Raw genomic sequence first — 18,450 nt, forward strand, 5'->3', positions numbered from 1 at the left:
TCGCCGCCTCCAAGCGGCCGACGTCCGGTTGCAACATGCCGAATGCGCCGCCATCTGAGGGCGGTCTCGCATCGTTGGCAGGATGCTACAAAATTTTGACGTTTGCGTAAACGTCAAAAATACCGCCCGATCGAAGTTTCGCTTGCGGATAAAAGGCGCGGTGAAATCGCCGCCGCACAACACTCTCCATCAGCTAGCACTGTCAAATCGTTAAAAAATCCGCGCCGGTTAACGGCTTGTTTACCACGTTTAATGAAAGGTGCGTGTTGAGATGGTCAAAGCTGCAACCGGTCCGGTCCTCGCATTGTTGTAGCTTTGCCCACGTCGCAAGTGCCGCAGGGGTGAAGGAAGCCGTTTCCTTCCGTGGCGACTTTCGAGATGGCCGACGGACAGGGGCGAAGAGCACAATGAATGGATCGCGATCAAATCCTCAGCGCGCTGGTAGCCAGAGCTATGGCGAGCGGCCCTCTCTGGACGCCCTGAACCGCACGATTGAAGGGCTTGAAGCCCGGATCGAAGGCCTGATGAACGGAGCGGGACGCGAGCCGCCGGCCCGTCCAGTCGAGCGCGAGCGTGTCGCCCCCCGCGATATCCCATCCCCGCGTGATGCCGTCTCCGAAATCATGCAGCGCCAGCGGGCGCTTAGCACGTCGCGCGAGCGGCCACCCTTGAGAGACCGTTTGCCGCAACGCGAGCCGGATCGCCTGGCCCAGCGCGAGCCCGAGCGTTACGTCGACGATATACGGCCCCAGCCGGTACGTGCGCCCGTCGCCCGGCCGGCGGCGGCCGTCAACGATATCGCCGAGGCACTCGTCGGATTGCGCCAGGACCTCAAGCGCGACATCACCGAAGGCGTCACCCGCGAGATGAACTCCCTGCGCGCCGAAATTCGCGGCATCAAGGTGCAGGCCCAGGACCACAGCTTCGCCGAGGACGTGCGCGGCGACATGCAGCGCCTTGCCGACAGCATCCAGCAGCTCGGCCGCCAGGCGTCGCCTGCCCAGGCGGATGCGCTGCGCAGCGACTTTGACGATCTGCGGGCGATGATCGACGGCTTGGCGCGCGAAGACAGCGTTCGCCGCATGGAAAGCCGCTGGAACGGCGTCGAGGATCGGTTGATCGCCTTTGACCAGAACCGCGACGACGAGCTGGTGGCGCTGGCCTACCGTCTCGACGAGATCAAGTCGCAGATCGGGGCGCTGGGCAACAGCTCTGCGGTCGACGTGCTTGAAGACAAGATGATTGCGGTCGCCCAGGCGATCGAGATGCTCGGCCGCCAGATACAGCCGGACGACCGGCGCCTCGTGTCGCAGTTCGCTGACCTCGACGCGCGGCTTGACGAAATCAGCCGGGCGATTGCCGCCAACAGCCGCAGTGCCAGCGGCCTCGAGGGCGGGTTCGCCAATCGCCTGGAGACCAGGCTCGGCGACCTCTCGCGGCAGATCGACGGATTGTCCCGCCCTGTTGATTCCGGTCTCGGTGCCCGCCTCGAAGCCTTGGCCGCACGGGTTGAGGATCTGGCCGGCGAGAAGGCTGCGGCCGGACTGGAAGAACGCCTCGACCAGCTTTCCATGCTGATGGAGCGCAGCCACCGAAATGTCCAACCGGACCTGACGAACTACCTCAACGACATCTCCCGCAAGATCGAAGCGCTCGATCAAGGCAGCGTCAACGATGCTCTGGCCGAGCGGCTCGACTATCTCGCCCGCCGCATCGACGACCTCGACACGCTCAGCGCACACCCCGTCGCCGATCCGCGTTTCGACCGTCTTGAAGATCGCCTCGCTGGCATAGCGCAGCGGCTGGAAGAAACCTATGCGGCGCCGTTCGACGACCGCGCCGCGCTGCACAACCTCGAAGCGCAGATCGCCAACCTGTCGACCCTGGTCAGCCAGCCCCGCAGTGAGGCGGGTGCCGCCATGCCGGTGGAATTCGAGAGCCGCATGAATGCGCTCGAAGACTATTTCGCCACCAGCGACGAGTACATCGTCGAGGCCGCGCGGCAGGCGGCCGAGGCGGTGATGGAGGCATATTCCAGGAAGGGCATGCCTCAGTCGGCCGGTGGCGGCGATCTCGCGGCGATCTCGGCGCTGGCGGAAGACCTGCGCACGCTCGAAGATCTGAGCCGCTCCAGCGACGAGCGCACGGCGCGCACCTTTGAAGCCCTGCATGAAACCCTCGTTCACATCGCCGACAAGCTCGAGCGTATCGAGGGCCGCGAGCCCGCCATGGCCGCGGCGCATTACGAGGCGCCGGTGGCGCGCGAAATTGCTGCGATGCCCAAGGCAGCTCAACCGGAATTCAACGACCCGTTCAGCGGCGCCGATCTCGATGACCGCTATCAGGATCTGCAGCGCAACGTCCGCGCGCTCCAGGCGGAAGACGACGGCGTCATTGCCGCCGCCACCGCATCTGCGCATGCGACTGCGTTCGCCGGTGACGAAGGTCAGGTTTCGACCATCGAGCCCGATGGCGCGCGCGAACAGCCGGCTACCGCCCGCACGGGCCTGCTTGCTGGCCTGACCCGGCGCTTTTCCGGGAAGCGTGCCGAGCCCGCACAGGAGCTGGCACGACAACTGGTCGAGCCCGCCCCCTCCATCGACCCATCCGAAATGCTGGCACCCGAAGAGGCCAATCAGCTGCTCGAGCCGGGCTCTGGTGTTCCCGACGTCAAGAAGATTCTCGAGCGTGTTCGCGCCGGCCAGATGAACCGCGGCGGCAAACAGGCGGCAGACGGCGACAAGGCGGACTTTATCGCCGCCGCCCGCCGGGCAGCGCAGTTGGCGGTCGAGGAAGCCGATACGCTCAACAAGACCAAGGACGGTGGCGTTGCCAGCGGCGTTGGTGGTGCCTTTGCCCGCCATCGCCGCCCGATCTTGATGGCTGTCGGCGCCGTGCTGCTTGCGATCATGTCCTATCCGCTCGTCGGCGCCATGCTGAAGGGCAGCGATGCGCCCGTTGCCGAACCGGTGGCGATCATCGAACAGCAGTTGGCGCCCGTCGCTGAACAGCCGGCGATCGCCAACGCAACCAAGGTCGCGGGCGACCAGGCACCGGCGGCAGCCGCCGTAGCGACCGAAACACCGGTCGAAGCGCTGCAGCCCATTCCCGAAGCGCCGCTCGATTCCGTCGAGCAGCCGTCAAGCGCCGTTGAGACGCCAGCCGCCGCGACGCCACCGGCCGACACATCCGCATCGACGAAGGCGGTAAACGAAACGCAGGCGCCGTTGCTCCAGCCCGTGCCGGAAGCCAAGGGGCCGGTCGCCGCTTCGACGTTCCAGGCCGCCCCAGTCGATGCCGCGCAGGCCGGAACCTTTGCGCCGGTCGCAAAGGCTGCCGAAGTCGTCCTGCCCGATGGTTTCGGCCCGGTTGCGCTGGTGACGGCCGCCAAGGGTGGCGATCCCCTGGCTTTCTACGAGATCGGTGCGCGCTACACAGAAGGCCGCGGCGTCAATGAAGATCTGGCGGAAGCCGCCAAATGGTATCAGCGCGCCGCCGACGCCGGCGTCGTGCCGGCCGAATACCGGCTCGCCAGCATGTATGAGAAAGGCTCGGGTCTGACGCGCGACGCTGCCAAGGCCAAGGTTCTCTACCTGAAGGCCGCCGAGCAGGGCAATGCCAGCGCCATGCACAATCTCGCGGTCATGCTGGCCAGCGGCCGCGATGGCTCGCCGGATTTCGCCGAGGCGACGAAATGGTTTGCCAAGGCAGCCGAGCTCGGCATCCGCGACAGCCAGTTCAATCTGGCTGTCCTCTATGCCCGCGGCAACGGCGTGCCGCAGGATCTTGAAGCATCCTACAAGTGGTTTTCCGCCGCCGCCCGCGAGGGCGACATGGATGCTGCGGCCAAGCGCGACGACGTGGCCAAGGCGATGAAGCCCGAGCAACTTTCGAGCGCCAAGGCCAAGGCCGACGCATGGAAGCCGCAGGCGGTCGACGCCAAGGCGAACACGGTCGACGTGCCGGATGCCTGGGTAGGACCGGCCAACAAGACCGCCTCGATCGACATGAGCAAGGCCATTCGCAACATCCAGGCGATCCTCAACAATAACGGCTTCGACGCCGGCAAGCCGGACGGCCAGATGGGCAAGAAGACGGTTGCCGCGATCAAGGCCTTCCAGACATCCGTCGGCCAGGAGCCGACCGGTGAAATCACCGACCAGCTGGTGAAGGAATTGCTCAAGCGCAATTCCTGATCCGGCAGGGTCTGCCGCCGCAATAAAGCCGCAGAACCGGGTGACACGGTTCGCGGAGCCGAAGCTGTACGCCATGTGGCTGAAAAGGTTGACAGCTCCGGCCCAGGAGCGCATGACGGAAGCCTATGCCACCTCGCCCTCGGGAGGGGTGTCGGCTTTCAGAGATAATCCCCCCTCCGTGGTGAATTACTTGCCACTGTGACGTTTTTTGCCCGCACCGCGGGCCGTTGGCATATTGAGGTCCGGCGTGACGATTTATCTGCCCATCGCAGAGTTGTCGGTGAACATACTCATCATCCTCGGCATGGGTGCGGCCGTCGGCTTTCTATCGGGCATGTTCGGCGTCGGTGGCGGGTTCCTGATCACGCCTCTCCTGATCTTCTACAACATTCCCCCCGTGGTTGCCGTTGCGACCGGCGCCAACCAGGTCGTGGCCTCCTCGATCTCGGGTGCCATCACCCACTTCCGGCGCGGCACGATCGACATCAAGCTCGGCACGGTGCTTCTGTGCGGCGGCCTTGCCGGGGCAACGGTCGGCGTCTGGCTGTTCTCGCTCTTGCGCCGCGTCGGTCAGCTCGATCTGGTCATCTCGCTGCTCTATGTCGTGCTTTTGGGCTCGGTCGGCAGCCTGATGCTGTGGGAGAGCGTGCGCGCCATGCGCAAGGCGGCCAAGAACCAGGCGACGCCGCTGCGCCGTCCCGGGCAGCACAACTGGGTTCACCGGCTGCCGCTGAAGATGCGATTCAAGAAATCGAAGATCTATCTGAGCGTCATTCCCGTCGCTGCCCTCGGCTTCTGCATCGGTGTCCTGACGTCGGTCATGGGTGTCGGCGGTGGCTTCATCATGGTCCCGGCGATGATCTACCTCCTGCGCATCCCGACCAATGTGGTTGTCGGCACCTCGCTGTTCCAGATCATCTTCGTCTCCGCCTACACGGTCATCGTCCAGGCCTCGACCAACTATACCGTCGACATCGTGCTCGCCTTCGTGCTGATGATTGCCGGCGTCGTCGGTGCGCAATACGGCGTCCGGGTCGGCCAGAAGCTGCGCGGCGAGCAGCTGCGCGCGCTGTTGGCGCTGCTGGTGCTTGCCGTCGGCATTCGTCTGGCAATCGAACTCGTCATTCCGCCGAAGGACATCTATTCGGTCGTGTCAGCGGGGTTCGGCTTCTGATGCGCCGCCTCATCAATATCGCCCTCGCAGCCCTGACGCTCTCCTTCGCCGCTCCGGCCAGTGCCCAGCTGCAGGACGAGAACGCCAACGACTTCACCGAGAAGCTGGAGATCGGCATCTCGACCGACGAGATCGCCATCACCTCGGATTTCCGCGGCGCGGATCTGACGATCTTCGGCGCGGTCGACGGTTTCAATCCCAATCTCCTGGCGCAGGGCAAATACAACATCATCGTTTCGCTCGAGGGGCCGAAGGATAATGCGACGGTGCGCAAGAAGGAACGCGTCTTCGGAATCTGGGTAAACACCAGCTCCATGACCTTCGAGCTGGTGCCGGAATCCTATTCGCTGTCGAGCACGCGTGACATCGAGACGATCGCCCCACCGGGTGAAATGGGCAACATGGGCATCGGGGTCGACCACATGCGGCTTGTGCCCCTCGGCTTCGTCGGCGACGGCAGCAATCTCGGCGAGTTCCGCAATGCCTTCCGCCGCATCCGCGAGACGAGCGGCGTCTATGAGCGCGATCCCGGTGGTGTGCAGTTCATCAGCTCCAGCCTGTTCAAGGCGTCGGTGCGCCTGCCTGCCAACGTGCCGAACGGGGTGCATGTTGTGCGCGCCTATCTCTTCCGCGACGGCACCTTCGTCGCCGCCAAGGCGCTGCCGCTGCGCGTGGTCAAGACGGGTTTGGAGCAGGTGATCACCGAGACGGCGCATGGGCAGCCGCTGTTCTACGGCGTTTTTGCCGTGCTGCTCGCTGTCATCACCGGCTGGGGCGCGAGCCTGCTCTTCCGCAAGGAATAGTCCTCGGCGGCAATCGGCCGACGTTCCCTTTTGGGCGCCGGACGGGTAAAGAAGGCCTACTGAATAGTTCCTTAAATCGGAATCGATTTAAGGAGAAAACGATGCAGCAGTTTAAAGCGTTGCAGCGGCCTTAGCGCGTCATTCTTGTCGCGCGGCGCTGCAAGGCAGAAACAGAGGAAACTCCATGAAAGCGATTTTCGTCCAGTTGCAGTGCGCTCCCGGCAAGACCTACGAGGTTGCCGACGAGATCTACCGCAAGGAGATCGTTTCGGAAATGTATTCGACGAGCGGCGACTACGACCTCCTGCTCAAGATCTACATCGAAGAAGGCCAGGACATCGGCAAGTTCATCAACGACAACATTGCCACGGTTGCGGGCATCTCCCGCTCGCTGACGACGCTGACCTTCAACGCGTTCTGAGCTAGCGGGCGGCCCCGCTTTACCCGGCAGGCCTCACGCTCGACGGTGAGGCACGCCTCTCGCGCTGTACGAAAACAATCCGCGATCATTGCACAGCCCGTCGGCGGAGCACCCACGGCTGTTCGATTTTTCCGAAGGTCAAAACTGCTTGCAATTTGATATCAGTTTGATATCGTCAAACTGCTTCAATTATGCAACCAGTTTTGAAAGAGCGGAAAAATGGAAAACTCATCGTCTGGAATCTGGTGACGCTCGACGGTTACTTCGAAGGCGCGAAGAAATGGGATCTCGATTTCCACAACAGTGCCTGGGGTCCTGAACTAGACGAACTCAGCCGTGAGTTTGGACAAAAGACCGAGGCGCTGGTCTTCGGTCGCGTGACCTACGAAGGCATGGCCGCCTATTGGTCGACGACCGAGGAGGAGGGCGAGGTCAAGACCTATATGAACGCTCTGCCAAAGATCGTCGCATCGCGAACGATGGATAGGGCAGAATGGAACAACAGCCGTGTCGTCAGCGATATCGCCGGCGAACTGCGGCGGATGAAGCAGGAAGCCGCGAAAGACCTCTATATTTTCGGCAGTGCCGAACTGGTCGATTCATTGCTGCCGGAAAATCTGATCGACGAGATCATGCTGTGCGTCGTTCCGCTCCGGCTTGGCAAAGGCACGCCGTTCTTCAAGAGTGCCGAAAACGCGATGTCGATGGCGCTTCTGGAAGCGCGACCGCTTTCTACCGGCAGCGTGATCCTGCGTTACGCGCCGCAACCTGTTGCGGCCTGAAACACCGAACGTCGCCGGCGTGAAGTCCGGTGCGCCTCAGGCGATCAGGTTTGTGAAGCGGACCGAGTAGATCCGATCGCGACCAAGCATGTGGGCGACCAGCTTGGCGCGATCGAAGAGGCCGGTCATTGCCCGGTGGCGCAGATCGAGGCCGCCGGTGGTGACGCCGAAGGCCGGCATCAGCAGCCGTTTCCCATCGGTAGCAAAGCAGGCGCGGCGCACCGATTTCTCGCGCCGGACGACCGTCGCTGCCGGGTGCAGGTGGCCGGCAACTTCCCCCGATGCCTCGCCCCTCGATGGTTCATGACGAAAGGTGAGGCCGGCGTGTCGGAATTCGTCCAGCGATATGCCGGGCAGACCCGAGGCGCCATCGGGGTCGTGATTGCCATTGATCCAGACCCATTCCCGTCCCATCGCCATCGCGGCGATCATGTGGCGGAAGGTATCGGGCATCGCCGCGGATCCGACCCGGTCATGGAAATTGTCGCCGAGGCTGATGACCAATCTGGGGTCATGGCGGGTTATCGCCGCTTCGAGCACGCGCAAGGTGGCAAGGGTGTCGTAGGGCGGCAGCATCATGCCGCGCCGGGCAAAGGCCGATCCCTTCTCGAGATGCAGATCGGAAACGACAAGCGTTCTCGTCTCCGGCAGATAGAGGCTGCCGAGCGGATCGCAGACCGCTTCGACGCCGTGGACGATGGCGCGCGCGGAAGCCGCCGTGCCGTCTGTCGGAGCCGATAGTGCGTGAGCGAGCCTGTGCATGCGTCTCTTCACCGTCCTTGTCGTGTTCGCATGAACACGGGGCTATTCTATAGCGGCTCGCCGCCCATCGCTTCGTTGATCAGGTCGTCTGCGGCTTCGGAAAGCAGGAAATCCTGCGCCTCGCCCTGGATCGCCTCCTTGCCGATCTCCAGCATGACGGGAACGGCAAGCGGCGAGATCCGGTCGAGCCGGCGATGGGTGATGTGGCCCTTGATTCGCTTCAGCATATCCCCAAGACGGCCGATGTCCAAAAGCCCGGTTGCCGCATCGTTGCGCGTGGCCTCCAGCAGCAGGTGGTCCGGCTCGTGCGCGCGCAATACGTCGTAAATGAGGTCGGCCGATACGGTCACCTGGCGGCCGGTCTTTTCCTTGCCAGGGTGTCGCTGGTCGATCAGCCCGGCAATGACCGCGCAGTTGCGAAAGGTCCGCTTCAGCAGAAAGGATTCGTTCAGCCAGGCCTCAAGGTCGTCGCCAAGCATGTCCTCGTCGAAGAGATCGGCGAGCGCCTTGCGGCGCAGTTGGAATGTCGCGCCGAGATCGTCCAGCGCCCAGACCGCCAGCGAGTAGTCGGTGGCGACGAAACCGAGCGGTTTCAGGCCGGCACGGTCGAGCCGGCGGGTGAGCAGCATGCCAAGCGTCTGGTGTGCAAGCCGCCCCTCGAAGGCGTAGATCACCATGTAGTGCCGGCTGCCGCGTGGAAAGGTCTCGATCAAAAGTTCGTCCTCGCGCGGCAGCATCGATACGTCCTTCTGCAGCGACAGCCAGTCACGGACCTGTTCGGGCAGTGCCGCCCGCCGGGCCGGGTCGGCCAGCATCTTGCGCACCTGTTCGGCGAGGTAGGTCGACAGCGGAAACTTGCCGCCGGCATAGCTTGGTACCTTCGGGTCGAAGGAAAGCGCCTGGCTGACGAGGCATTCGCTTTCGCGGATGCCTTCGAAACGCAGCACCTTGCCGGAAAACAGGAAGGTGTCGCCCTGCGACAGCATTTCGAGGAAATATTCCTCGACCTTGCCGAGCGACATGCCGCCGCGGCCGAGCGAACCGCGCTGGTTGCGCTTGACCATGCGCACGTTCAGCATCGGCGATTCGACGATGGTGCCGACATTGAGGCGGTATTGCTGCGCGACCAGCGGATTGGAAACACGAAAGAGCCCCTCCTTGGTCTTGCGGATGCGGGCATAGCGCTCGTAGGTCTTCAGCGCATAACCGCCGGTCGCGACGAAATCGACGACGCGCTCGAAGGTTTCCCAGGTGAGCGACGCATAGGGCGACGCGCTGGTGATTTCCTCGTAGAGCGACAGGGGACCGAACGGTGCGGCACAAGCCATGCCGAGCACATGCTGGGCAAGCACGTCGAGCGCGCCCTTGCCGACCGGCGGCGTATCCTGCGCACCGATGTAATTGGCGTCGAGCGCCGCCTGGCACTCCATCACCTCGAAGCGGTTGGCCGGCACCAGGATCGCCTTCGAAGGCTCGTCCATGCGGTGGTTGGCGCGGCCGATGCGCTGAGCGAGCCGGCTTGCCCCCTTGGGCGCGCCGACATGCACGACGAGGTCGACATCGCCCCAGTCGATACCGAGGTCGAGCGTCGAGGTGGCGACGACGGCGCGCAGCCGGTTCTCCGACATAGCCGCCTCGACCTTGCGCCGCTGTGCGACATCGAGCGAGCCATGGTGAAGTGCGATCGGCAGGTTGTCGTCATTGATGGTCCAGAGTTCCTGGAACAGCAGCTCCGCCTGGCTGCGGGTGTTGACGAAGAGCAGGGTGGTGCCGTGCTCCTTGATCGCGGCGTAGACGTCGGCGATGGCGTAGCGTGCCGAATGTCCAGCCCAGGGGACGTGTTCGTCGGTGCGCAGGATGGAGATATCAGGCTTGGCCCCACCCTTAACGGTCACGAGGCCGGCATGGTCGCTTCGATCGGGTGACTGCGGCGCCAGCCAGCGCTGCAGGTCCATCGGGTCGGCGACCGTCGCCGACAGCCCGATCGTCTGCAGCCTGGGCGCCAGTCTGCGCAGCCGGGCAAGGCCGAGCGACAGCAGGTGCCCGCGCTTCGAGGTGACCAGCGAATGCAATTCGTCGAAGACGACGTAGCGCAAATCCCGGAAAAAGCGCTCTGCCTCGCCGTTGGCAAGCAGCAGCGCCAATTGCTCCGGCGTCGTCAGCAGGATGTCGGGCGGGTTGAGCTTCTGGCGCTGGCGCTTTCCCTGCGGCGTGTCGCCGGTGCGGTTTTCAACGCGAAGCGGCAGGCCCATTTCGTCGACCGGCTTCATCAGATTGCGCTCGATGTCGACGGCAAGGGCTTTCAACGGCGAGAGGTAGAGCGTGTGAATGCCGGTAAAGGCGGAGCCCGGAGGGATTTTTCCGCGCCGGGTGAGATCGACGAGAGAGGGGAGAAAGCCGGCGAGCGTCTTGCCGGCCCCGGTCGGCGCGATCAGCAGCGTGCATTCGCCGGCCTCCGCCCGCGCCAGAAGTTCCAGCTGGTGGGCGCGCGGCTGCCAGCCCTTCTCGCCGAACCAGCGAAGGAAGGGGGCGGGCAAGGCCAACGCGTCGCCTTGCGGGCGCGGGGAATCGATCCTGTTCACGGAGAACAAAGGTAGATCAAATCCGGCAAAAGAGAAGCCCGCGGCCTCGGCGATCCCAGGGCGATTGACTCTTCGGTAAATCGTGGATAAAGAATATCCACGATATGGAGGCGGCGAATGAAACTCGGGGACGGTGTCGAGCAGGCGATCCACAGCATGACGATGCTGAGCTGTCTTCAGCCCGGCAGCACGCTGTCGGCGGCAGCGCTCGCCGAATTTCACGGGGTTTCAACCAGCTATCTCCTGAAGCATCTCCAGGCCATGTCCGGGGCAGGGCTGCTCGAAGCGGTTCCCGGCCCGAAGGGTGGCTACCGGCTCGCCCGCCTGCCGGAAAAGATCAGCCTGCTCGATATCGTGCTTGCGGTCGAAGGGCCGGAGCCGGCGTTTCGTTGCAACGAAATCCGGTTGCGCGGCCCCCATCCCTATGCCTGCAAGCCGAAGGCGGCGTGCACGATCAACGTCGCGATGCTGAAAGCCGAGCAGGCCTACCGCGCCGAGCTTCGGCGCGTGACCATTGGTGACATCATCGCCGATCTCAACGCCATAGATGACGGCAGCATCTCGGCGCGGACCAACACATTCCTGGCGGTCAACGAACGCAAGTCGACCGCCGGCGCCTGAAACAACGATCCCAACCACCTGAAGGAGAAGACATGCATCCGCGTTTGAACTTCGTCAAAGCCGCTCCCGACGCTTACAAGGCTGCGGCAGCCTTCGACAGCTACATCATCAAGGAATCCGAACTGGAGCCGCGCCTGATCCACCTGATCAAGTTGCGTGCCTCGCAGATCAACGGCTGCGCCTATTGCATCGATATGCATGTGAAGGAGGCGCGTCATACCGGCATGAGCGAGCAATGGATCCACCTGATCTGCGCCTGGCGCGAATCGCCGATCTATGATGCCCGCGAACGCGCGGTGCTCGCCTGGACCGAAGCGCTCACCAACCTTGCCCAGACCGGTGCGCCCGACGCGGACTTCGAGCCGCTGAGAGAGCATTTTGACGAAGCCGAGATCACCAAGATCACCATGGCCATCGGCGTCATCAATGTCTGGAATCGCGTCGCCGTCGGCCTGCGTTCGCAGCATCCGGTCGATGCGCCGGCAAAGGCCGCCTGATACCTTCGAGGCGGGCCGAAAGCACAGCCCCGAAGTCTATTCGGGGCTATCGGCAAGTGATGTTCTACAGGGCGATGTAACGATCGGCGCGGTGGTTGATGGCCACGAACAGGTTCAGGACCACAGCGCCGAGCACCGACCAGGCAACCACTGCGGGGGACGTCACGCCGAAGGCGGCGACCAGCACGACCATGTCGATGGCAAGCTGCACCAGCCCGGCGCGAACGCCGAAACGCTCCTGCAGGTAGATGCCGAGAATGCCGACGCCACCGAGGCTCGCGCGGTGGCGATAGAGCGCCAGCAGGCCATAGCCGAGAAGCAGGCCGCCGATCAGCGCCGCCCAGGCCGGGTGGATATCGCCGATGTGGAACAGGCGCGACTGGATGTCAGTCAGGAACGAGGTCACGCCGATGGCGATGAAGGTCTTGACCGTGAAGGCCGGCCCAAGCCTCTTCAGCGAGAGATAGAAGAACGGCAGGTTGAGCAGGAAGAACGCGAGGCCGAAGTTCACGCCGGTCGCGTAATGCAGCAGGAAGGCGACGCCGGCGGTGCTGCCGGTGAGCAACCCGGCGCTTGCCAGGAAATACAGGCCGAGCGCGGCGATCAGGCTGCCGGAGAAGATGCCCTGCAGGTCCTCGATCGGCGTGTGCCGGGTCGGGCTGGTGTTCCAAAGACCGAAAACGCTGCTGCTCAGAGCCATGGCAAAAACCTCGATTGCGATGCGCCAAGCAATGCTGCAACGCACAAAAACAATCAAGAAAAATATGTCAGCAATGCTGACGTAATTTTGCGAACCAGCCCTGCGTTTTATGCAGGCTTGCGGGCCAAAAACAGGATGCCCGAGATCGGCTGGCCAGCATCCATGCGGATGATCGTGCGCTCGACAGCCACCATTTCCAAGCCGTGGGATTGGAGAAGCTCGCGGATATAAGCCTCGCTATGGGCGTAGCGCAGCGACGGGCGCAGGACGAAACCATCGTCCGTGCCGGCATCCTCCACCGAGAAGGCAAACAGGCCTCCATCGGAAAGCAGCTTGCCGACGATCTCGGCGACGCCATCGAGGCTGCCGAGATACATCAGCACGTCCGCGGCACTGACGAGATCGGCGCGGGCTGCCGCGAAATTCCCGAAGACATCAGATTGTTCCGGAGGCAGCGATAGGTCGGCCCGCGCCAGCCGGTCATAGACGGCTTTCGTCTCTGCCTTCGACAGCATGTTGGCGGAAATGTCGAAGCCTTCGAGAAATGCCGCCCGCTCGCGGATGCGCTCGCCGAAGAGCCCGGTGCCGCAACCGAGGTCGACGACATGCTCGAAATGCCCGCCGGCCGTTGACGTCTCGATCAGCGCAGCGAGCTTTTCCGGCACGCTGTAATCGAGCTTCTCGACGAGCGCCTGGTCGAACCGGTCGGCGTAGTCATCGAAAAGCCGCTCGACATAAAGGCTCGGCGGTTGTTCCGGCATCTCGGTCGCGCCGAGCAGCGCCAGCTTCAGCCCCGCGCCAAAAATGTCTTTCGGATTGAGGCGCAAGGTTTTGCGCAGCGCGTCGATCGCCGCCTCTTTCCGGCCCGATTTTTCCTCATAGTCCGCCAGCCGGAACCAGCCGGCAGCCCATTCCGGGACACGCTCGAGCGCCTGGGCCATGAGATCGGCCGCGCTCTCGGGCTCGCCGGCCTCGGCAAGCATTTTTGCGTAGTCGGCGCGGCGATCGGCGATCAGGTCGCCGGAGGAGAGCTGGTTGAGCGTCATCAATGTGAGATGTTGGTTGCGATCAGCGCTTCTGACGCCGGACCGGGCAAAACACAAGCGGAATCTGAAAACCGGGCATAATACCAACCTGCGCTGATATTGACCTATTGCGTGGGACCGTCTGCGGTCATCCGGCGAGGAGCATACCGCAAGAGCGATGCCTTGGCATCGGTCGAGGATTGCGACGCTGCCGCTGGCCGACAGACGGCCCACCCGAAGGGCCGGGCGCTTTTGGCCTCCGGATAGCGTCGATAATCCTCACCGGACCACTTGGTCCGGTTCCGGTTTTCTCCTTGCCGGAAACCAAAATCGCTCCGGCGCAATAGGTCAATATCAGCGCAGGTTGGTATAAGCCCGCCTTTTCCGGTGACTTGCGAGGGTGCGAATGGCAGCTTATGTGAAGGGAAACAGGAGTATTTCGCCGATGTCGGACGGAGTGAACAAATTCTTGGGGGATTCGCCGCTGCGCGTCCTCGTCAAGCTCGTCGTGGTGTCGATCCTGGTCGGGTTCGTCATGACCGTTTTCGGCTGGTATCCCGCCGACATCTATTTCGGCATCCGCAACTTCCTGCTCGACCTCTGGCACACGGGCTTCTCCGCCCTTGGCCGGATCGGCGACTATCTGCTGCTGGGCGCTGCGATCGTCATTCCCGCCTTCGTCATCCTGCGTGTCATGAGCTACCGGCGTTGAGCATGAAGGATCAGCTTTTCCTCATCGAGCGCCGCGGCTTTCTGCGCGCCGGTGCCGTGCTTTCGCTTGGCGCTCTCGCCGGCTGCACCACATCCAACGTGCTGTCGCCGGCAACTGGCACCGGCAGCGACCAGACCGCGGCGAGCCTCGGCTATGTCAACGTCCTGCGCAAGAACAAGGGCCTGTCGCCGCTGGTGGCGGACAAGGCGGCTTCCGCTGCGGCCATGAGCCAGGCGGCGAGAATGGCCAAGGTCGGCAAGATGCAGCACCTGATCGGCTGGAACGACAGTTTCTACGACAGGATGAAGAGCCAGGGCGTGGTCCTTCCGGCTGCCGAGAACATCGCTGTCGGCCAGGACGACGCCGAACGCGCCTATGACGCCTGGTACAAATCGCCGAAGCATCTGGAAAACATGCTTGGCAACTATCGTGGTCTCGGCGTGGCCGTGGCGCAAAACGCCGCTTCGGGCAACCGGCCCTATTGGGCCATGGTGCTGGCGGGCTGATCGCTCGTTTCTCTGTCACCGCGTTCGAGGCCGCCCCTCATCCCCCGGACCTTCTCCCCGCGGGCGGGGAGAAGGGACGACGCTCTACCGTTTTGCCTTCCATCGGGACGTTGCGTTTTCCCGCGGGCTTGCCGGCAGCTCCAATCTTGCCTGCAAACCTACGAGGCATTCGACATCTGTCGCCCGTGTGCGTCCTCTCTCCCCGCAAGCGGAGAGAGAGTTAGGGTGAGGGGCCATCGTGGCGCTGAGGTATCGACTGCTGTCACCAACCGCAGTCTCTTGCGCCCGCCTATGATCTTTCCCTAAAACGGTCGTCACGCACTCATTCCCCTGGACCGTTCGATGACCGCCATTTCTCCCGCCGCGCAGACCGAAACCGCCGGCCCCTTTGAGGTCACCCACCGGCTGATCCTGGCGATTGCGCTGCCGATGACGCTGGGCTTTCTGACCACGCCGTTGCTCGGCCTCGTCGATACCGCGGTGGTCGGCCGCATGGGCCAGGCGACGCTGCTGGCCGGACTTGCTGTCGGGGCGATAATCTTCGACCTGATCTTCACCACCTTCAATTTCCTGCGCGCCGCCACGACGGGCCTTGTCGCGCAGGCCTATGGTCGGGGTGACCGGCGCGAACAGCAGGCCGTGTTCTGGCGCTCGCTGGTGATCGCGCTTGCGGCCGGTGTTACGGTTGTCGCCCTGTCGCCGCTTTTGCTCGCCGGTGGTCTCTGGCTGATGGACCCACCGGCAGAAGTGGAAGCTGTTACGCGCACCTATTTCCTCTGTCGCATCCTCTCGTCCCCGGCGGCACTTGCCAATTATGCTATCCTCGGCTTTGTGCTCGGGCGCGGCCAGGGCACGACCGGGCTGTTGCTGCAGGCTTTGATCAACGGGGTCAACATTGTGCTGTCGATCCTACTCGGATTGATCCTGGGCTGGGGTGTCGCCGGTGTCGCGATCGCAACCGTGACCGGCGAGGTCATCGGCGCTCTGGTCGGCTTTGCCATCGTCTATGGCCGCTTCGACAGGACGGACGCGCCGAGCTGGGCGATGATCTTCGACCGCGAACGGCTCCGGCCGCTGTTCGGGCTCAACCGCGACATCATGATCCGGTCCTTCGTTCTCGTCGCGGCCTTCGCGCTGATAACGCGGATCGGCACAGCTTTCGGCCCGGTGACGCTGGCGGCGAACGCGGTGCTGATGACCATTTTTCTCGTTGCCGGCTATTATCTCGACGGGCTTGCCAATGCGGCCGAGCAACTGATCGGCCGTTCGATCGGTGCCCATTACCGTCCGGCTTTCGATCGGGCACTGAAGCTGACGATGGCATGGTCGCTCGGTCTCGCCGCCTTGACGACGATGGCGCTCCTGCTTTTCGGCCGCGGGATGGTCGATCTCTTGACCACGGCGCAAGACGTTCGCATGGTCGCTTACGAATATCTGCCCTGGGCGGCCCTGACGGCGATGACCGGCGCGCTCGCCTTCCTGATGGATGGGGTCTTCATCGGCGCTACCTGGTCGCGCGACATGCGCAACATGATGCTGGCAGCCCTGGTCGGATACATAGCCGCCCTGGGGATCCTTGTCCCCGCCTTCGGCAATCACGGCCTATGGGCGGGGCTCAACCTGTTCCTGCTGATGCGTGGCCTGTTCCTGCTCGCCAGAATTCCGGCAAAGGCCGGTCAGACCTTTCGTTCGGTCCAGTAGTCGAGGCGGCTGTCACGAAGGTCGCGGATCGATGTCAGGCCCTGGCGATCGCAGAGCTCGGAAAGCCCGCGCACGATCCGGCCGGGCAGCGCCGGACCTTCATAGACCATGCAGGAATAGAGCTGGACCAGGTCGGCGCCGGCGCGGATCTTCTCTGCAGCCGTTTCGGCCGAACTGACGCCGCCGACACCGATGATCGGCAGGGCCGGGCCGACGCGCTTGCGCATCCGGGCAAGAACGGCCGTCGATTTCTCGAACAGCGGCTTGCCGGAAAGGCCGCCGGCTTCCTTCGCCTGGGCCTGGTCTTTGAGGCCATCGCGCGAAAGCGTCGTGTTCGAGACGATCAGCCCGTCGAGATCTTGGGCGAGCACTTCGGCCGCGATGTCATCCAGGCCTTCCTCGGTCAGATCGGGAGCGATCTTGAGGAAGACCGGCACGCGCCTGTTGCTGCGCGAGGCTTCCTCGTCGCGCGCAGCAAGCACGGCCGAAAGCAGCGTCGCCAAACTTTCGCGCGCCTGCAGGTCGCGAAGACCGGGCGTGTTCGGCGAGGAGATGTTGGCGGTGAAATATCTGGCGACGGAGTAGAAGGTGTGGATGCCGCTGACATAGTCGCCGATGCGATCGGCACTGTCCTTGTTGGCGCCGATATTGACGCCGATCAGCGCGTCGCGCGAGCAGGCCTTGAGGCGGGCCAGGGCTGCGCCGTGGCCCTCATTGTTGAAGCCGAGGCGATTGATCACCGCTTCGTCTTCCACCAGGCGGAAGATGCGCGGCTTGTCGTTGCCCGATTGCGGACGCGGCGTCACCGTTCCGATTTCGGTAAAGCCGAAGCCGATCTTCAAAAGCGCTTCCGGCACCTCGGCATTCTTGTCGTATCCAGCTGCCATGCCGAGCGGATTGGGGAAGGCAATACCGGCAACGGTCTGGGCAAGCCGCTTGTCCTGTCTGGACGGACAGCTCGGCACGAGGCCGGTCTTCAGTGCCTTGATCGACAGTCCGTGGGCTGCCTCCGGATCGAAGAGGAAAAGGCCGCGGCGGGCAAGATTGGCAAAGGGATTGGTCATGCCTCGAGTTCCGGGAAGACGTGAAGGCCATCGGCGCCGAGCGGCAGCGGCTTTTCCCACAGGACGGCCGAAAGGAACAGCGGTGCGTAGAGATGCGGGAAAAGGGCACCGCCGCGTGACGGCTCATAGACCAGCTCTTTGCCGAGCGCATCGCCATCGATCGCCACCAGCAGCAGGCCTTCCTGCCCTTCGAAGTGGCGGGCGGCGGTTTCGATCGCCTGCTCGCCGGTCGAAAAGTGGATGAAGCCGTCCGCGAGGTCGATGGGCGCGCCATCAAAACGGCCGGTGCGTTTGGCTTCCTGCCATAGTGCGGCCGGAACGATCTTGTATATGATTGAGCTCATGATGCCCGCTTGTCCGTCGTGATATCCTGTCGTGGCCTTGCCGCAAATATCGGCGATTGTCCATTGCTGAAGATCTTTCACCGGCGGATTTCCGCCCGTATGTCCGCAACGGAGAGGAAATCATGAGAAGAGCAATTGCAGTCATGCTTATAGGCGGCAGCCTCGGCCTTGCCGCAGGCGCACGCGCCCAGGAACCGGCGCCCGGTCGCTACGCCATGCAGAAGTCGGACACCGGCATTGCCCGGCTCGACACCCAGACCGGCGAGGTCTCGCTCTGCCAGGAGAAAGACGGTCAGCTCGTTTGCCGCATGGCTGCCGATGAGCGCACGGCTTTCGAATTGGAGATCGATCTCCTTACCAAGCGGGTGGAAGCGTTGGAAAAGGCCGCTAAATCCGGTGGGGCCGTCGCAAAACCGGACCTTCCGACCGACGAAGAGATTGACCGGACAATGGGCATCATGGAAAGAATGATGCGCAAGTTCATGGATATCGTGAAGGATCTTGAAGGCAGCAGCGACGGAACGTCGCCGCAGAAGACCTGACGGGTCGGACGGACTGTG

The 18,450-nt window shown here is 63.3% G+C and carries 17 protein-coding genes; 11 read left to right on the forward strand and 6 right to left on the reverse strand.

Annotated features, from left to right (window positions below):
* Positions 1-407: 407 nt before the first annotated feature.
* The 5 genes from C6558_RS02375 to C6558_RS02395 all read left to right on the forward strand — a co-directional run bounded on the left by C6558_RS02375 (position 408) and on the right by C6558_RS02395 (position 7,376).
* Positions 408-4,196 carry an SEL1-like repeat protein gene (locus C6558_RS02375; protein WP_025425824.1) on the forward strand — a complete coding sequence of 1,263 codons (3,789 nt, stop codon included), beginning with the start codon at positions 408-410 and terminating at the stop codon, positions 4,194-4,196.
* A 247-nt stretch (positions 4,197-4,443) separates the two neighbouring features.
* The gene (locus C6558_RS02380; RefSeq protein ID WP_025425825.1) at positions 4,444-5,370 is read left to right on the forward strand and encodes a sulfite exporter TauE/SafE family protein; all 927 of its coding nucleotides are present in this window, start codon (positions 4,444-4,446) and stop codon (positions 5,368-5,370) included.
* The gene (locus C6558_RS02385) at positions 5,370-6,173 is read left to right on the forward strand and encodes a TIGR02186 family protein (protein ID WP_025425826.1); all 804 of its coding nucleotides are present in this window, start codon (positions 5,370-5,372) and stop codon (positions 6,171-6,173) included. Before C6558_RS02380 ends, C6558_RS02385 begins: the two co-directional genes overlap by 1 nt.
* A 184-nt stretch (positions 6,174-6,357) precedes the next feature.
* Positions 6,358-6,594, forward strand: coding sequence for an Lrp/AsnC ligand binding domain-containing protein (locus C6558_RS02390; protein WP_025425827.1), 237 nt, complete (start codon positions 6,358-6,360; stop codon positions 6,592-6,594).
* A 203-nt stretch (positions 6,595-6,797) separates the two neighbouring features.
* Positions 6,798-7,376: a dihydrofolate reductase family protein gene (locus tag C6558_RS02395; RefSeq protein WP_025425828.1), complete on the forward strand. Its 579-nt coding sequence runs from the start codon at positions 6,798-6,800 to the stop codon at positions 7,374-7,376.
* A gap of 36 nt (positions 7,377-7,412) precedes the next feature.
* Here C6558_RS02395 and pdeM read toward each other — a convergent pair whose 3' ends face one another.
* Positions 7,413-8,138 carry a ligase-associated DNA damage response endonuclease PdeM gene (pdeM, locus tag C6558_RS02400; RefSeq protein WP_025425829.1) on the reverse strand — a complete coding sequence of 242 codons (726 nt, stop codon included), beginning with the start codon at positions 8,136-8,138 and terminating at the stop codon, positions 7,413-7,415.
* Between the two features lie 47 nt (positions 8,139-8,185).
* Positions 8,186-10,729 carry a ligase-associated DNA damage response DEXH box helicase gene (locus tag C6558_RS02405; protein ID WP_025425830.1) on the reverse strand — a complete coding sequence of 848 codons (2,544 nt, stop codon included), beginning with the start codon at positions 10,727-10,729 and terminating at the stop codon, positions 8,186-8,188.
* A 108-nt stretch (positions 10,730-10,837) separates the two neighbouring features.
* Between C6558_RS02405 and C6558_RS02410 the strand changes: the two genes are divergently transcribed.
* The gene (locus C6558_RS02410; protein ID WP_025425831.1) at positions 10,838-11,341 is read left to right on the forward strand and encodes an Rrf2 family transcriptional regulator; all 504 of its coding nucleotides are present in this window, start codon (positions 10,838-10,840) and stop codon (positions 11,339-11,341) included.
* Between the two features lie 32 nt (positions 11,342-11,373).
* The gene (locus C6558_RS02415; protein WP_025425832.1) at positions 11,374-11,838 is read left to right on the forward strand and encodes a carboxymuconolactone decarboxylase family protein; all 465 of its coding nucleotides are present in this window, start codon (positions 11,374-11,376) and stop codon (positions 11,836-11,838) included.
* Between the two features lie 64 nt (positions 11,839-11,902).
* Here C6558_RS02415 and C6558_RS02420 read toward each other — a convergent pair whose 3' ends face one another.
* A complete protein-coding gene (locus tag C6558_RS02420; protein ID WP_025425833.1) occupies positions 11,903-12,538 on the reverse strand; it encodes a YitT family protein in 636 nt (211 codons plus the stop codon).
* Between the two features lie 107 nt (positions 12,539-12,645).
* Complete coding sequence (locus C6558_RS02425; RefSeq protein ID WP_025425834.1) at positions 12,646-13,584, reverse strand: class I SAM-dependent methyltransferase; 939 nt, start codon at positions 13,582-13,584, stop codon at positions 12,646-12,648.
* 424 nt (positions 13,585-14,008) lie between these two features.
* On the opposite strand from C6558_RS02425, the gene C6558_RS02430 reads away from it, so the two are divergent.
* The 3 genes from C6558_RS02430 (at position 14,009) to C6558_RS02440 (ending at position 16,482) form a co-directional block, all read left to right on the forward strand.
* On the forward strand, positions 14,009-14,275 hold the full coding sequence (locus C6558_RS02430; RefSeq protein ID WP_025425835.1) for a DUF6460 domain-containing protein: 267 nt from the start codon (positions 14,009-14,011) through the stop codon (positions 14,273-14,275).
* Positions 14,276-14,277: 2 nt separating this feature from the next.
* Positions 14,278-14,781: a CAP domain-containing protein gene (locus C6558_RS02435; protein WP_025425836.1), complete on the forward strand. Its 504-nt coding sequence runs from the start codon at positions 14,278-14,280 to the stop codon at positions 14,779-14,781.
* Between the two features lie 342 nt (positions 14,782-15,123).
* The gene (locus C6558_RS02440) at positions 15,124-16,482 is read left to right on the forward strand and encodes an MATE family efflux transporter (protein WP_025425837.1); all 1,359 of its coding nucleotides are present in this window, start codon (positions 15,124-15,126) and stop codon (positions 16,480-16,482) included.
* Here the strand turns inward: C6558_RS02440 and C6558_RS02445 are convergent.
* Complete coding sequence (locus tag C6558_RS02445; protein ID WP_025425838.1) at positions 16,458-17,546, reverse strand: quinone-dependent dihydroorotate dehydrogenase; 1,089 nt, start codon at positions 17,544-17,546, stop codon at positions 16,458-16,460. The two genes, C6558_RS02440 and C6558_RS02445, sit on opposite strands and share 25 nt — an antisense overlap.
* Positions 17,543-17,890: a DUF952 domain-containing protein gene (locus C6558_RS02450; protein WP_107026889.1), complete on the reverse strand. Its 348-nt coding sequence runs from the start codon at positions 17,888-17,890 to the stop codon at positions 17,543-17,545. Before C6558_RS02450 ends, C6558_RS02445 begins: the two co-directional genes overlap by 4 nt.
* A 122-nt stretch (positions 17,891-18,012) precedes the next feature.
* Between C6558_RS02450 and C6558_RS02455 the strand changes: the two genes are divergently transcribed.
* A complete protein-coding gene (locus tag C6558_RS02455; protein WP_025425840.1) occupies positions 18,013-18,432 on the forward strand; it encodes a hypothetical protein in 420 nt (139 codons plus the stop codon).
* The last annotated feature ends 18 nt before the right edge of the window (positions 18,433-18,450 follow it).

It is taken from the genome of Ensifer sp. NM-2 (genome assembly GCF_003024455.1).
GTDB lineage: Bacteria > Pseudomonadota > Alphaproteobacteria > Rhizobiales > Rhizobiaceae > Ensifer > Ensifer canadensis.